The sequence below is a fragment of the Kitasatospora sp. NPDC056731 genome (assembly GCF_040687675.1).
Taxonomy (GTDB): Bacteria; Actinomycetota; Actinomycetes; order Streptomycetales; family Streptomycetaceae; genus Kitasatospora.
Window position 1 is genome coordinate 85,741 of the sequence record NZ_JBFBNR010000011.1, and the last position, 14,391, is coordinate 100,131.

A 14,391-nucleotide genomic window follows, 5' to 3' on the forward strand; every position below is an offset into this window, starting at 1 on the left:
GCTTCCTCTACTCACGTCACGGCACGGGGTGTTCTTGGGCAGACGGTCAGGCGGAGGCCAGGGTGGGCCGGACGCTGGGCCGGCAGTCCAGGACGTCCAGGGGCTGCCCCATCGCGACGGCGATCCTGCGGTCGCCGCGGTACGGGTCCCGGCCGTGCGCGCACAGCACGTTGTCGACCAGCATCACGTCGCCGACCTGCCAGCGCTCGCGCACGGTCGCTGCGTGGTACGCCTCGTTGAGGGCGTCGACGTCGGCGCGCTCCAGCGGTTCGCCGTCCCCGAAGCCGGTGTTGAACGGGAAGCCGTCCGGGCCGAACTCGTCGGTCATCGCCTCGCGGATGTCCGGGTCGAGCGACCACTCGCTCCAGAAGGCGAGGTGGTTGAACCAGACCTCCTCGCCGGTCGCCGGGTGGTGGATGGTGCCGGGGCGCAGCTGGCCGGTGCGCAGGTTGCCGTCCGGCAGCCACTCCCAGGTGATGCCGTTCTCCCGGCAGTAGGCCTCGACCGCGGCCCGGTCCTCGGTGGCGAAGGCGGTGCGCCAGCCGAGGGAGACGTAGTCCGAGTAGTTGCGGGTGAGTGTCCAGCCGGACGTCCGCATCCGCTCGACCAGGTGCGCGGGCAGGTGGTCGAGCACCTGGCGGCAGTCGGCGGTCGGGGTGGCGCCGCCCTCCTCGGGGGCGGTCAGGCAGGCGAAGAGCAGTCGGCCCGGGAAGGTGAGGGTGTAGCTGTTCTCGTTGTGCATCCGGATCGGCTGGGGCGACGGCAGGTCGGTGGAGGAGAAGACGCCGTTGCCGTAGTCGCTGCGCGGGGTGGCCTTCTCCCGGTAGGGGGTGCGCTCGGGGATGAGGACGTCGCGCACGGCGGCGACGTCCTCGGTGCTCGCGACCGGCAGGCCGCGCAGGAAGATCGTGCCGTGCCGGTGGAGGGCTTCGGTGAGCTCGGTCTCGTTCTCGCGCAGCCACGCGCCGGCCTCGCCGATGTCGGCGGTGCGCGGGGCGTGGGCGAGGGCCGGGCGGCCGGGGTTCAGTTCCCAGTTCAGCATGGTCGCGCTCACTGCCGGGCGAGGGAGGCGGTCAGGCTGGCGGGCCGGATGTCGGTCCAGTTGGCCTCGATGTGGTCGAGGCAGCCCTGGCGGGTGTCCTCGCCGTGGACGGTGGTCCAGCCGGCCGGCACGTCGATCCAGACCGGCCACAGCGAGTGCTGGTTCTCGTCGTTGACCAGCACCAGGTAGCCGGCGTTGTCGTCCTCGAACGGGTTGCTCATGGTGTCCTCCTTGGGTTGCTTCGAAGGTAGGGGCGGGCCGGGGGGCGCAACGGCAGGAGTCGCGGCAGGAACGCGGCAGTTCGACTCGGCCCCCGTCGGCGGTCCGCGGCGGGCAGGTTCAGCGCGGTCCGCGGCGGGCCGGTTCAGCGCGGGGTGAGGCGCACCGGGAAGTGGTCCAGGCCGAAGTTGATGATCGAGCGGTTGTGGACGACCGGCCCGGTCGGTTCGATCTCGGCGACGCGCTCCAGCATCGCCGTGAACAGGGCGCCGAGTTCGGCCTTGGCCAGCGGCGCGCCGATGCAGTAGTGGGCGCCGAGGCCGAGGGCGAGGTGCTTGTTGGGGGCGCGGTCGAGCAGGATCTCCTCGGGCCGGTCGAAGGCCTCCGGGTCGCGGTTGGCGGACCACACCCAGACCGCGACCCGGTCGCCACGCCGGATGGTGCGGCCGTCGAGCTCGGTGTCGCGGCTGGCGGTGCGCAGGGTGTGCAGCCCGACGGACGTCCAGCGCAGGAGTTCGTCCAGCGCCGAGTCCATGCCGACCTCGCCCCGCTGCAACTGCCGCCACAGTTCCGGGTGTTGGACGAGGGTGTGGAGGCCCATGGCGGCGGTGTGGCGGACGGTCTGGACGCCGCCGACCACGATGTTGTCCAGGTTGAGGACGACGTCCTCGATCGGCAGCAGCTTGCCGCCGACCCGGTAGGTGGCCATCTTGCTGATCAGGTCGTCGCGCGGGTCGGTGCGGCGCAGCATCACCTGGTGCAGCAGGTAGGGGATGAGCTGCTGGTGGCCGGCCCGGCGCTCCTCGGGGGTGCGGCCGAGGAAGGCGACGTCGCAGACCCGCTCGACCATCTCGCGGTCCTTCTCGGGGACGTCCAGGAGGTCGCACATGACGGACAGCGGCAGGGCGGAGACGGCGTCGACGAGGTCGACCTCGCCCAGCTCGACGGCCCGGTCGACGATCGAGGCGGCGAGTTCGGTGATGCCGCGGGATGCTCCGCGAACCGGGCCGGGGGCGAAGAACGGGTTGGCGGGCGCGCGGAGTTCGCGGTGCCGGGGCGGGTCGGTGAGGGCCATCATCCGGCCGGAGCCGACCGGGACGTTGCCCTCGCCGGCGCCGAGCAGCGAGCCCTGCTCGGAGCTGTAGAGCGTGGCGTTGCGCAGCACCTCCGCGGAGTGCCGGTAGGAGAGCACCGACCAGATCGGCCCGTCGTCGACGGTGTCGGTGCGGTGGACGGAGGCCTCCCGGCGCAGCTCCGCGACCAGGGCGGGGGTGTCGGGGCGGGCCCACAGGTCCGGGTCGGTGAGGTCGACCGGGGTGGTGGTCAGCATGGCTACTCCGTCGTGGACTGGTCGGCGGCGGCGCCGGCCCGGTGGCCCGGGCCCGGTCGCTCGATGAGGGAGGTCAGCAGGTCGACCGGGCCGGGCCCGTCGACGGTGGCGAGCAGGTGGCCGCCGGGGACGATGTGGTGGCCGCTGGCGCCGCGGGTGTGGACGGCCCAGCCCTGGAGTCCGGCGGAGGCGAGCATCGGGTCGTCGGCGCCGGCGACGGTGTGCAGGTCGGAGCCGATCGGCGGGTGCGGGCGGGGGCGGTAGGTGGCGACCACGGCCAGGTCGGTACGGATGCCCTGGAGCGCGTGCTCCTTCAACTCCTGTTCGCCTTCGATGAGTTCGCCCATGCCGGCGAGGCGCAGCAGGTCGTCGGCGGTGTGCTGCGGGCGGTCCCGGCCGGCCCAGGTGGCGGGCGGCGAGGCGGAGGCGGCGACCACCAGTTCGGGCCGCCGCTCGGCGGGCAGCGCCCGGGCGACCTCGTAGCCGAGCAGGGCGCCGAAGCTCTGCCCGTAGAAGCCGAACCGGCCCGTCAGGTGCGAGGTGAGGGCGTCCACGACGGCGTCGACCAGCAGGTCGAAGCTCGCGGGCATCGGGTGGCCGAGGCGGCCGCCGCGGGCGGGCGGACGCACGGCCCAGACCTCGGCGGTCGGGGCGAGGGCGCGGGCGAGCGGGGTGTAGGCGGTGGCGTCGCCCCCGGCGTGCGGGAAGCAGAACAGCCGGAACGGGCGGTGCGGTTGGGGCGCGGGGACGAGCAGCCAGTCCCCCTCGACGCGGGGGCGCACCCGCGCGGCGGTGGTCATGCGCCGCTCACCCGGGAGCGGGCGGTCAGGGCGGGCCGGGGGGCGGCGGTGCCGGCCTCGACGGCCTTCCCGACGGTGGCGGTGAAGGCGGCCAGGTCGGCCGAGTCCAGCAGGTGGCGCAGCTGGAGCTCGATGCCGAGCCGGCGGCGCAGCAGGTGGACGACGCGCAGCGCGGCGAGCGAGTGGCCGCCGAGCGAGAAGAAGTCGTCGGTGGGCGTGACGCCGGTCAGGCCGAGCACGGTGCGCCAGACCTCGGCGACCTGCTCCGCCAGCCCGTCGGCGCCCTCGGCGGGCGTCTCCTCGGCCGCGGGGGCGGGCTGCGCCGCGGGGGCGGGCAGGGCCGCGTGGTCGACCTTGCCGTTCGGGGTGAGCGGCATGGCGTCCAGCACGGTGATCGCCGAGGGCACCAGGTGTGCGGGCAGGGTGGCCCGCAGGCGCTCGGTCAGTTCGGCGGCGGTGGCGGCGCCGGTGACGTAGCCGATGAGCCGGCGGTCGCCGGGGGCGGGCTCGTGGACGGTGACGGCGGCGGCCTGGACGCCCTCCAGCCGGGCCAGCGCGTGCTCGACCTCGCCGAGCTCGATCCGGAAGCCGCGCAGCTTGACCTGGCGGTCCACCCGGCCGACGTACTCCAGTCGGCCGCCCTCGCCGCGCCGGGCCTGGTCGCCGGTGCGGTACATCCTCTCGCCGGGGGCGGTCGGGTCGGCGACGAAGCGTCCGGCGGTCAGCCCGGGGCGGCCCGGGTAGCCGTGGGCGAGCCCGGGCCCGGCGAGGTACAGCTCGCCGACGAGGCCGTCGGCGACCGGGGCGAGCTTCTCGTCCAGCAGGTGGAGGCGCACGCCGGGCAGCGGCTCGCCCAGGTGCGGACCGGGGCCGCTGATCGGCGCGGTGACGGCGTCGACGGTGCACTCGGTGGGCCCGTACAGGTTGAGCGCGTCGATGCCGCCGTCGGCGAGCTCCCGCCAGGTGTGCTCGGGGACGGGCTCGCCGCCCATGAACAGCCGCGGCACCCGGGCGCCGGTGAGCGGCTCGCGCAGCAGCTCCCAGTGCGAGGGGGTCAGGTCGAGGTCGGTGACGGCGTGCTCGGACAGCAGGGCGGCCACCCGGGCCGGGTCGGCGCGGTCTTCGTCGCCGATGACCAGGACGGTGTCGCCGCGGCAGATCCGGGCCCACTGCTGGACGGAGGCGTCGAAGGAGACGCTGGCGTTCCAGCCGACCACCCCGGGCTCGGCGCGGTAGGCGCCGGTGGCCTCCAGTGCCTCCACCAGGGCGGCGACGGCGCCGCGCGGCACCTCGACGCCCTTGGGGAGCCCGGTGGAGCCGGAGGTGTAGATGACGTAGGCGGGGTCGAGCGGGTCGGCCGCCTCCGGCAGGTCCGAGCCGTCGGCGACAGCGTCCGGCCCGGCGGCGTCCGGGCGCAGGACCGGCACGCCCTCGGCCGCCGGGAGGCCGTCCGCACTGATCAGGGCCGCGAGCCGCGCGTCGGCAGCCATGAAGGCCAGCCGCTCGGCGGGGTAGGCCGGGTCGAGCGGGACGTAGGCGGCGCCGGCCCGCCAGACGGCGAGCAGGGCGACCGGCAGGTCGGCGGTGCGGGCGAGGTGGACGCCGACCCGGTCGCCGCGGCCGACGCCGTGGGCGCGCAGGGCGCGGGCCAGCGCGGCGGTGCGCAGGTCGAGTTCGGCGAAGTCCAGGCGGGCCGTTCCGGCGAGGACGGCGGTGCGCTCGGGGTGGGCGGCGACGGCATCGCGCAGGCGGTGCAGGAGGTCGGTCATGACGGTTCCTCAGGACTCTCGGACGGAGGCGGCCATGGCGTGCAGGGCTGCCGTGTAGGTGTCGATGAACTGCTCGGCGGTGGTGTCGGTGACCAGGGAGCGCTGGTGGTCCACGGCGAGCAGCACGCGCTGCGAGACCGGGTCCTGGATCAGCGAGGCGCCGAACGCGAAGCTGTTGGGTTCGTGGCGCAGGGTCGGCTCGCAGCCGATCCGGCCGTCCACGATGCGGGCGGAGCTGAGCTGGCCCAGGGCGTGGAAGCGCAGGTAGCCGAACTGGCTGTCCAGCGCGGTGTCGGTCATCAGCCGGGCGAGCCGGGCGAAGGGCACCCGGCGGTGCGGCATCATGTCCAGTTCCTCCCGGTGCACCTCGCGCACCAGGGCGAGCAGGTCGCCGGTGGGCTCGCAGCTCAGCGGGACGGTGTTGAGGAACAGCCCGTACACCTCGGTGCCGCCGAGCCGCTCCAGCCGGCCGTTCACGGCGAGGCCGGTGGTGACGCGCCGTCGCCCGGTGATGGCGGCGAGGGCGTGCAGGTGGGCCGCGAGCGCGACCGACTTGAGGGGCACCGCGAGTGCGTCGGCGACCTGCCGCAGCTGCTCGGGCGCCTCGGGCAGCACCCGCTCGACGGTGCGCGGCGCCTCGTGCACGTCCTCGCTGCCGGGGAACAGCTGGCCGCTGACGCCGGACAGCCGGTCGCGCCAGTACGCGAGCGAGCGCTCGTCCCCCGCGGCCTGCCGTTCGACGGCCACGAAGTCGCGGAAGGCGGTGCGCGGCGGCGGGGTGGGGGCGCCGAGCGGGTCGGCGGCCAGGGCGGTGTGGCGCTCCAGGATCTCGGTGAACAGCGAGGTGAAGCTCCAGCCGTCGAGGATGGCGTGGTGCTCGGAGATGGTGAGCTGGAAGGCGTCCTCGGCGAGGCGCTGCACGGTGATCCGGAACAGCGGCGGGGTGGTGAGGTCGAAGGGCGTGAACCGGTGGGTGTCGAACACCTCGCGGACCGCCGTGTCCTGGTCGGGCTCGCCGCGCAGGTCGGTGAACTCGACGGGCGCGGGCAGCCGCCCGTAGACGAGCTGGAGCGGTTCGCCGTAGCCGGACAGGTCGAGGCCGGTGCGCAGCACCGCGTGGCGCTCCATGGCCTCGGCGACCGAGCGGCGGAAGGCCTGTTCGTCGAGGTCGCCCGAGATCCGGTAGGAGTTGACGTTGTGGTAGCTGTCGGTGCCGCCGGCGATCTCCATGTGGAAGACCATGGAGAGCTGCATGGAGACCATCGGGTAGGCGTCGGCGAGGCCGGGCGGCAGGTCCTCGCGGTCCTCCGGGGTGATCAGGGCGAAGGGCTCGTGGTCGGCCGGGCCTTCGGCGACGGGCTCGGCCAGCGGCAGCAGGGCGGCGACCGTGGGCGCGTTGAAGACGTCCCGCAGGCTCACCCCCCAGCCGCGCTCGTGCAGCGCGCCGGCGAGTTGGACGGCCCGGATGGAGTCGCCGCCGAGGTGGAAGAAGTCGTCGTGGACGCCGATGCCGTCCACTCCGAGGACCTCCGTCCAGACGGCGGCGAAGGCCTCCTCCTCCGGGGTGCGCGGCTCGACGTGGCGGCCTCCGGTGGCCGTGCTGCGCTGGCCGGGGGCGGGCAGCGCGGCGCGGTCCACCTTGCCGTTGACGGTGAGCGGCAGCGACTCCAGGACGGTGAAGCTCGCCGGGACCATGTACGGGGGCAGTGAGCGGCCGAGGAAGGCGCGCACGTCGGCGGGCTCGCGCCCGGTGACGTACGCGGCGAGCCGGTCGTCGTGCACGGCGACGACGCAGGCGTCGACGTCCGGGTGGGCGGCGAGCGCGTTCTCGATCTCGCCGAGCTCGATCCGGAAGCCGCGCAGCTTGACCTGGAAGTCGGCGCGTCCGATGTACTCCAGTCCGCCGTCGGGCAGGCGGCGGGCGACGTCGCCGGTGCGGTAGAGCCGCGCGCCGGGCGGGCCGTAGGGGTCCGCGACGAAGCGGCCCGCGGTGAGGCCGGGGCGGCCCCAGTAGCCGTGGGCGAGGCTGCCGCCGCCGATGTACAGCTCGCCGGCCGCGCCGGGCGGCACCGGGCGCAGCCAGTCGTCCAGGACCTGGGCGGTGAGGTGCGGCATGGGCGCGCCGATCAGGCTGCGCTCGAAGCCGGCGCTGCCGGCCAGGTCGTGGGTGGTGACGTGGACGGTGGTCTCGGTGATGCCGTACAGGTTGCAGAGCCGGGCCGGGGGCGGCGGGTCGAGTTCGAACCAGCGCTGGACGACGCCCGGGTCCAGCGCCTCCCCGCCGAGCATGATCCACTTCAGCGCGGACAGGTCGCGCGGGCCGCGCCGCAGCACGGGCTCCAGCTGGCGCAGCGCCGAGGGGGTGAGGCAGAGGAAGGAGACCCGCTCCTGCTCCAGCAGTTCGGCGAACTCCTCCGGCGAGCGGCTGGTGACGTAGGGGACGACGACCAGGCGGGCACCGTGCAGCAGGGCGCCCCACATCTCCCAGACCGTCCAGTCGAAGGCGTAGCTGTGGAAGAGCGTCCAGGTCTCCTCCGGGCCGAAGCCGAAGTGCTCCGCGCCGTCCGCCATGAGCCGGCTGACGTGCTCGTGGGCGACGGCGACGCCCTTGGGGCGGCCGGTGGAGCCGGAGGTGAAGATGATGTAGGCGACGTCGCCGGGGCGCCCGGCGGCCGGCGGGCGGTGGTCCGGGCGGGCCGCCAGGTCGGCGGCCTCGGCGGTCAGGTCGTAGGCCTGCCAGGGGCCTTCGGGGGCCCGGTCCGGACGGTCGGTGACGACGAGGGTGACGTCGGCGTCGGCGAAGACGAGCGCGGCGCGGTCGGCGGGGGCGGCGAGGTCGACGGGCACGTACGCGGCGCCGGTCTTGAGCACGCCGAGGACGGTGACCAGGACGTCGGCCGTGCGGTCCAGCAGCATGCCGACGCGGTCGCCGGGGCCGGCCCCGCGGGCGCGCAGGGCGTGGGCCAGGCGGTTGGCCCGGCGGTCGAGTTCGGCGTAGCTCAGGGTGTGGCCGGAGTCGCTGACGGCGGGCCGGTCGGGGTGGGCGTCGGCGGCCTGCTCGAACAGCCGGTGCAGGCAGTGGCCGGGGGTGTCGGTGGCCCGGACGGCCTCGGCCGCGGCGGTGCGGCCGGTCAGCCGCAGCACGGTGGCGTCGGGGTCGTCCAGGGCCGCGGTGAGCAGGGCGCCGTAGTCGGCGGCCAGCCGGCGCACCGTCCCGGCGTCGAACAGCTCGCTGCGGTACTCGGCCTCGCCGCGCAGTTCGCCGCCGGGGTCGCCGGCCCCGCTGCCCGTCCCGCTGCCGGTCCCGCTGCTGTCGAAGACGGACCAGGTGAGGTCGAACTTGCTGGTGCCGTTGGAGCGCACCCGGCTCTCGGCGGTGGCCGGGCCGAGCACCAGCGGGCTGCGGTCCTCGCCGTGGGCGCCGAACACCACCTGGACCAGCGGCGGGTGCTGCGCGGTGCGGGCGGTGCCGAGCTGGTCGACCAGCTGGTCGAAGGGCACGTCGAGGTAACCGTAGGCCTCGAAGGCGACGTCCTGGACGTGCTCCAGCAGGGCGCGGAAGCTCAGCCCGGGCGCGAGCCGCAGGCGCAGCGGCAGCAGGTTGACGAAGTAGCCGAGCAGGTGCTCCAGTTCGGGCCGGTTGCGGGTGGTGACCGGGGTGCCGATCACCAGGTCGTCGGCGCCGGTCCAGCGGTTCAGCAGCAGGGCGAAGGCGGCCAGTTGGACGGTGAAGGGGGTGACGCCCTCCGCCTCGGCGAGGGCCCGCACCTTCGCCGCCGTGCCGGGGGCGAGCCCGAACTCCTCGGTCCGTCCCGCCGCGCCGCGCTCGGCGGGCCGGGGCCGGTCGGTGGGCAGCTCCAGCAGGGCGGGTGCGCCGTGCAGCTGCTCCTTCCAGTAGGTCAGGTGCTCCTCGAAGGAGGTGTCGAGCTCCTCCACCGCGTAGTCGGCGTACTGCACGGTCAGTTCCGGCAGTTCGGCGGGCCGGCCCTGCACCGCGGCGCCGTACAGGTCGGCGAGTTCACGCTCGAAGACCTCGGCGGACCAGCCGTCCCAGACGATGTGGTGGACGGTGAACAGCAGCGTGGTGCGCTCGTCCGCCAGTTGGAAGGCCTCGGCGCGCAGTAGCGGGCCGGCCGCCAGGTCGAAGGGTTCGGCGCAGCGGGCGGTGAGCAGTTCCTCCAGGCGTCCGGCCTGCTCGGGGCCGCCCTGCGGGCGCAGGTCGGTCACCGCGAGCGGCAGGGCGAGGGTGTGGTGGACCTGCTGGCGCGGGCCGTCGGCGTGCAGCGCGAAGGTGGTGCGCAGCACCTCGTGCCGGGCCACCAGGGCGTCCAGCGCGCGCTGGAGCAGCGGGAGGTCGAGCGGACCGGTGACGTCGACCGTCCAGGGCGTGCAGTAGGTGACCTGCCGCGGATCGAGGCGGTCGAGGAACCAGAGGCCGCGTTGCAGCCCCGAGGCGGGCGCGGTGCGCGCCGGGTGGTCGGACGGGCTCACGGCCTCGTTCCCTTCGTGTGCGGTGCGGCCCGTCATCGGGCGGCCAGCCGTTCGGCGATGGCGCTCACGGTCCTGGCCCGGAACACCAGTTGCGGGGGGACGCGGGTGCCGGTCTCCCGGGACAGCCGCATCGCGACCCGGACGGCGGCCAGCGAGTTGCCGCCGATCCGGAAGAAGTTGTCCTCCCGGCCGACCTCGGTGAGGTCGAGGACCTCGCACATGGCCTCGGCGACCAGCCGTTCGGCTTCGGTCAGCGGGTCGCGGGCGGCGGCCCGGCGCCCGGCGGGGGCGGGCAGCGCCTTCCGGTCGACCTTGCCGTTGTGGTTGAGCGGCAGGGCGTCCAGGACGTCCAGGGTGGCGGGCACCATGTGCTCGGGCAGCAGGCCGGCCAGGTGGTCGAGGAGCACCTCCGGGTCCGGCGCGTCGGCCCCGACGGTGACGTAGGCGGCCAGGCGGTGGTCGCCCGGGGCGGGTTCGTGGACGGTGACGGCGGCCTCCTGGACGGCGGGGTGCCGGGTGAGCGCGTCCTCGATCTCGCCGGGCTCGACCCGGAAGCCGCGGATCTTGACCTGGTCGTCGATCCGGCCGGTGACCTCCAGCAGGCCCCCGGTGCTGACGTAGCCGAGGTCCCCGGTGCGGTAGATGCGCTCGCCGGGGGCGCCGAACGGGGAGGCGACGAAGCGCTCGGCGGTGAGGCCGGGCCGGCCGAGGTAGCCGTAGGCGAGACCGCCGCCGGAGGCGTACAGCTCGCCGGTCACGCCGGGCTCGACGGGGCGCAGCAGCTCGTCCAGGACGAGGATGCCCTTGCCGTTCAGCGCGACGCCGATCGGGACGGAGCTGCCGGTGACGTCCTCCGGGCGGACTTGGTGGCAGGTGGTCAGGCCGAGGCTCTCGACCGGGCCGTAGCCGTTGGCGACCACCAGGCCCGGATGGTTCTCCAGGGCCTTGGCCACATGGGTGACGGAGGCCCGCTCGCCGGCGGTGATGGCCAGCTTGAGGCCGTCGTAGGTCTCCGGGAGCTCCTCCAGCAGGAAGTTGAACAGGCTGGCGGAGAGCTGGAGTTCGGTGACGCCGTGGCGGCGGGTCAGCTCGGCGATGGTCTGCGGGTCCGGGCGCTGGCCGGGCTGCAGGACGCACGCGCCGCCGAAGCAGAGCGCGCCGTAGAGCTCCAGCGCGAAGGCGTCCCAGGAGACCGGCGAGCACTGCAGCCAGACCTCGTCCGGGCCGAAGCGGGCGTAGTCCTGGCCGAGGTAGGTGGTGGTGAGCGCGCGGTGCGGGACGGCCGCGCCCTTGGGGCGGCCGGTGGAGCCGGAGGTGAACATCACGCAGGCGAGGTCGCCGCCGTCGACCGGCAGGCCGAGGTCGTGCGCCGCGTACCGGGCCAGTTCGGCGGCCGCGGCGTCCAGGTCCACCTGGCGCCGGACGGCGAACGGCACGGTGGCGTGGCCGTGGGTGATCACCGTGGCGGCGCCGGTGTCGGCGACCGCGCCGGCCAGCCGCTCGGCCGGGAAGTCCGGGTCGAGCAGGGTGTAGGCGGCGCCGGTCTTGAGGGCGGCCAGCAGCGCGGTGACCATCTCCGGCCCGCGCTCGGCGAGTACGGCGACGGTGTCGCCGCGGCCGATGCCCAGGCCCACCAGGTGGCGGGCCAGCCGGTTCGCGGCGGCGTTCAACTCGCCGTACGGGACGGTCCGTTCACCGGAGATCAGGGCGGTGGCCTGCGGGGCCCGGGCGGCCTGCGCCTCGAACAGGGCGTGCCCCGGCACCTCCAGGGCGGCGGCCAGGGTGCCCAGCCACTGCTCGCACAGGCCGGCCATGGTGGAGGCCTCGAAGAGGTCGCTGTCGTACTCGAAGCGGCCGGTGAAGCCGGTGCCGCGGTCGTCCACCGAGACGGACAGGTCGAAGCGGGAGACGGGGTTGGAGTGCAGTTCGCGGGTGACCTCGCAGCCGCCGACGGTCAGCGGGCGGGTGTCCAGCGGGTGCAGTTCCAGCAGCACCTGGCACAGCGGGTTGCGGTCCTCGGGGCGCTCCTCCACCACCGCGTTCGCGATGTCGTCGAAGGGCACCTCCTGGTGCCGGTAGCCGGCGATCGACACCTCGCGCACGTGCCGGACCAGCTCGCGGAAGGAGACGCCCTCCTCGACCTTCAGGCGCAGCGGCAGCAGGTTGACGAAGTAGCCGATCAGGCCGTCGAGTTCGGCCCGGCCACGGACGTTCACCGGCGAGCCGAGCACCAGGTCGCGCTGCCCGGAGCGGCGGTGCAGGGTGAGCGCCAGCCCGGCGAGCAGCACCATGAACGGGGTGGCGTCCTCGCTGCGGGCGAGCGCCCGGACGGCTCCGGCCACCGGATCCGGCATCGCGAAGCGGTGGAACGCGCCGCGGAAGGCCTGCTCCTCGGGGCGGGGGTGGTCCGGCGCCAGCGCGTCGGCGTCCGGTACGTCGGACAACTGCTCGCGCCAGTAGTCGAGTTGCCGCTCGGCGGTGTCGTCCTGGTACTGCCAGGCCGCGTAGTCGCCGTACTGGACGGCGAGTTCCGGCAGCTCGGCCGGGCGCCCCTCGGCCGCCGCCGCGTACAGCTCCTGGAGTTCGGCCTCCAGCACCGGCAGCGAGCCCTCGTCCCAGACGATGTGGTGGAAGAGCAGCAGCAGCGTCGTCGCCCCGGCGGCCCGGAAGACCCGCGCCCGCACCAGCGGCCCGGCCTCCAGGTCGAAGGGCTCCAGCGCGGCCTCGGCCACCAGGTCGTCCACCTGGTCGGCGGTGGTCTCGGTGAGCGTGAACGGCAGCTCCACGGCCGGGTGGACGACCTGGCGCGGGCCGTCCTCGGCGAGCTCGAAGGTCGTCCGCAGGCTCTCGTGCCGCGCCACCACCCCGGCCAGCGCCTGGCGCAGCAGCTCGGGGTCGACCGGCCCGGCGAACCGGAACACCCAGGGCACCACGTAGGTCGGCGCGTCCGGGTTCCACTGGTCGAGGAACCAGAGGCCGCGCTGGAACTTGGACAGCGGGGCCTCGGTGGCACCCGAGCGGACCAGCGCCGGGCGCTCACCGCCGGAGGCGGCGGTCACCGCGGCGGCGAACTCCGCCAGCGTCGGCGCGTCGAAGATGGTGTACGGGGACACCATGCCGAAGACGTCGAAGACCCGGCCCACCACGCGCACGGCCGTCAGCGAATCGCCGCCCAGGTGGAAGAAGTTGTCGTCCGCCCCGACCTCGGGCACCCCGAGCACGTCCGCCCAGACCGCCGCGATCAGCTGCTCGGCGGGCGTGCGCGGCGGGCGGCCGGTCGGCTGGCCCTCGGGCGCGGCCTGCGGCTCGGGCAGGGCCTGGCGGTCCACCTTGCCGCCGCCGGTCAGCGGGAAGGCGTCCAGCGCGGTGAGCGTCGCCGGGATCATGTGCTCGGGCAGCCGCTCGGCCAGCCAGGCCCGCGCCTCGGCGTACTGCGGCGCGGCGCCGGTCAGGTACCCGGCCAGCCGGCCCTCGCGCGCCACCACCACGCAGCCGGTGACGCCCGGGTACCCGGCCAGCACCTGCTCGATCTCGCCCGGCTCGACCCGGAAGCCGCGGACCTTGACCTGGTGGTCGCTGCGGCCGACGAACTCCAGCGGGCCGTCCTCGGTCGTGCGGCGCACCACGTCGCCGGTGCGGTACATCCGCGCGCCGGGAGCGCCGCTCGGCGCCGCGGGCGCCTCCCCGCCCGGGTCCGCGAGCGGGGCCACGAACGGGTCCGCGACGAAGCGGTCGGCAGTCAGGCCCGGGCGGCCCAGGTAGCCGGAGGCCAGCAGCGGCCCGCCGACGTACAGTTCGCCGGCCGTGCCGGGCGGCACCGGACGCAGCCGCTCGTCGAGCACGTAGAGCCGCCGCCCGCCGAGCGCGGTCCCGATCGGCACACCCGCCTCGGGCTGCTCGCCCGCGAGCCGGTGGGTGGTGGCGGTGACCACGGTCTCGGTCGGTCCGTACGCGTTCAGCAGCGGCACCCCGGTCGCGGCCCACCAGGCGGCGGCGGTGGCGGGCTCCAGCTTGTCGCTGCCCGAGATCATCAGCCGCAGGGTGCGCGGCACCCGGCCGCCCAGGGCCGCCACCACGTCCTGGAAGTAGCCGGCGGCCAGGTTGGCGACGGTGACGCCCTCGGCGTCCAGCAGGTCCAGCAGTTCGGCCGGGGAGAGGAGTTGGTGCTCCGGGAGGACCAGGCAGGCCCCGGCGGACAGCGCGCCGAGGACCTGCTCCACGGCCACGTCCACCGTCGGACGGGCGAACTGCAGCACCACGTCCTGCTCGGTCAGGCCGAAGGTCCGGACGGCGGCGGCCAGGTGGCCGGTCAGCGCGGCGAGCGGGACGTGCACGCCCTTCGGGCGGCCGGTGGTGCCGGAGGTGTAGATGACGTAGCCCGCACCGGCAGCGGCACTGCGCCCGGTGAGCTCGGTGAGCTCCTCGCCGCCGAGGGCGAGGGAGGCCCCGGCGTCCTCGGTGATCCAGCGGTTGCGCTCCTCCGGGGCCTCCCGGTCCAGCGGCAGGTAGGTGGCGCCGGCCCGCAGGACCGCCAGCAGCGCGACCACGTGGTCCAGCCGGTCGCGGCCGGTGACGGCGACCATCCCCCCGGGGGCGAGCCGGGCGGCGAGCGCGGCGGTCAGGCCGTCCAGCTCCCGGTAGCTGACGGTCCGGCCGCCGGTGCGGACGGCCGGCCGCTCCGGAAAGCGGCGGACGGCGGAGGCGAACGGCTCGAAAGCGGGCGGCTCGAAAGCGGACACC

At 75.1% G+C, this 14,391-nt stretch carries 7 protein-coding genes; all 7 read right to left on the reverse strand.

Annotated features, from left to right (window positions below; translation table 11 throughout):
- Nucleotides 1-46 precede the first annotated feature (46 nt).
- On the reverse strand, nucleotides 47-1,042 hold the full coding sequence (locus AB0R04_RS13850; RefSeq protein ID WP_363370831.1) for a TauD/TfdA family dioxygenase: 996 nt from the start codon (nucleotides 1,040-1,042) through the stop codon (nucleotides 47-49).
- Between the two features lie 8 nt (nucleotides 1,043-1,050).
- Complete coding sequence (locus AB0R04_RS13855) at nucleotides 1,051-1,263, reverse strand: MbtH family protein (RefSeq protein ID WP_063350320.1); 213 nt, start codon at nucleotides 1,261-1,263, stop codon at nucleotides 1,051-1,053.
- A 143-nt stretch (nucleotides 1,264-1,406) separates the two neighbouring features.
- A complete protein-coding gene (locus AB0R04_RS13860) occupies nucleotides 1,407-2,591 on the reverse strand; it encodes a cytochrome P450 (RefSeq protein WP_363370834.1) in 1,185 nt (394 codons plus the stop codon).
- A 2-nt stretch (nucleotides 2,592-2,593) separates the two neighbouring features.
- A complete protein-coding gene (locus tag AB0R04_RS13865; protein ID WP_363370836.1) occupies nucleotides 2,594-3,391 on the reverse strand; it encodes a thioesterase domain-containing protein in 798 nt (265 codons plus the stop codon).
- Entirely contained in the window at nucleotides 3,388-5,160 is a 1,773-nt protein-coding gene (locus AB0R04_RS13870) for a non-ribosomal peptide synthetase (protein ID WP_363370839.1), read from the reverse strand. Before AB0R04_RS13870 ends, AB0R04_RS13865 begins: the two co-directional genes overlap by 4 nt.
- Before the next feature lie 9 nt (nucleotides 5,161-5,169).
- Nucleotides 5,170-9,651 carry an amino acid adenylation domain-containing protein gene (locus AB0R04_RS13875; RefSeq protein WP_363370842.1) on the reverse strand — a complete coding sequence of 1,494 codons (4,482 nt, stop codon included), beginning with the start codon at nucleotides 9,649-9,651 and terminating at the stop codon, nucleotides 5,170-5,172.
- Between the two features lie 32 nt (nucleotides 9,652-9,683).
- Complete coding sequence (locus AB0R04_RS13880) at nucleotides 9,684-14,390, reverse strand: amino acid adenylation domain-containing protein (RefSeq protein ID WP_363370844.1); 4,707 nt, start codon at nucleotides 14,388-14,390, stop codon at nucleotides 9,684-9,686.
- Nucleotide 14,391: the final 1 nt, after the last annotated feature.

Bases quoted from the DNA above. Each gene is read 5' to 3' on its own strand.
- AB0R04_RS13850 (WP_363370831.1), bottom strand. From the start codon at position 1,042: ATGCTGAACTGGGAACTGAACCCCGGCCGCCCGGCCCTCGCCCACGCC.
- AB0R04_RS13855 (WP_063350320.1), bottom strand. From the start codon at position 1,263: ATGAGCAACCCGTTCGAGGACGACAACGCCGGCTACCTGGTGCTGGTC.
- AB0R04_RS13860 (WP_363370834.1), bottom strand. From the start codon at position 2,591: ATGCTGACCACCACCCCGGTCGACCTCACCGACCCGGACCTGTGGGCC.
- AB0R04_RS13865 (WP_363370836.1), bottom strand. From the start codon at position 3,391: ATGACCACCGCCGCGCGGGTGCGCCCCCGCGTCGAGGGGGACTGGCTG.
- AB0R04_RS13870 (WP_363370839.1), bottom strand. From the start codon at position 5,160: ATGACCGACCTCCTGCACCGCCTGCGCGATGCCGTCGCCGCCCACCCC.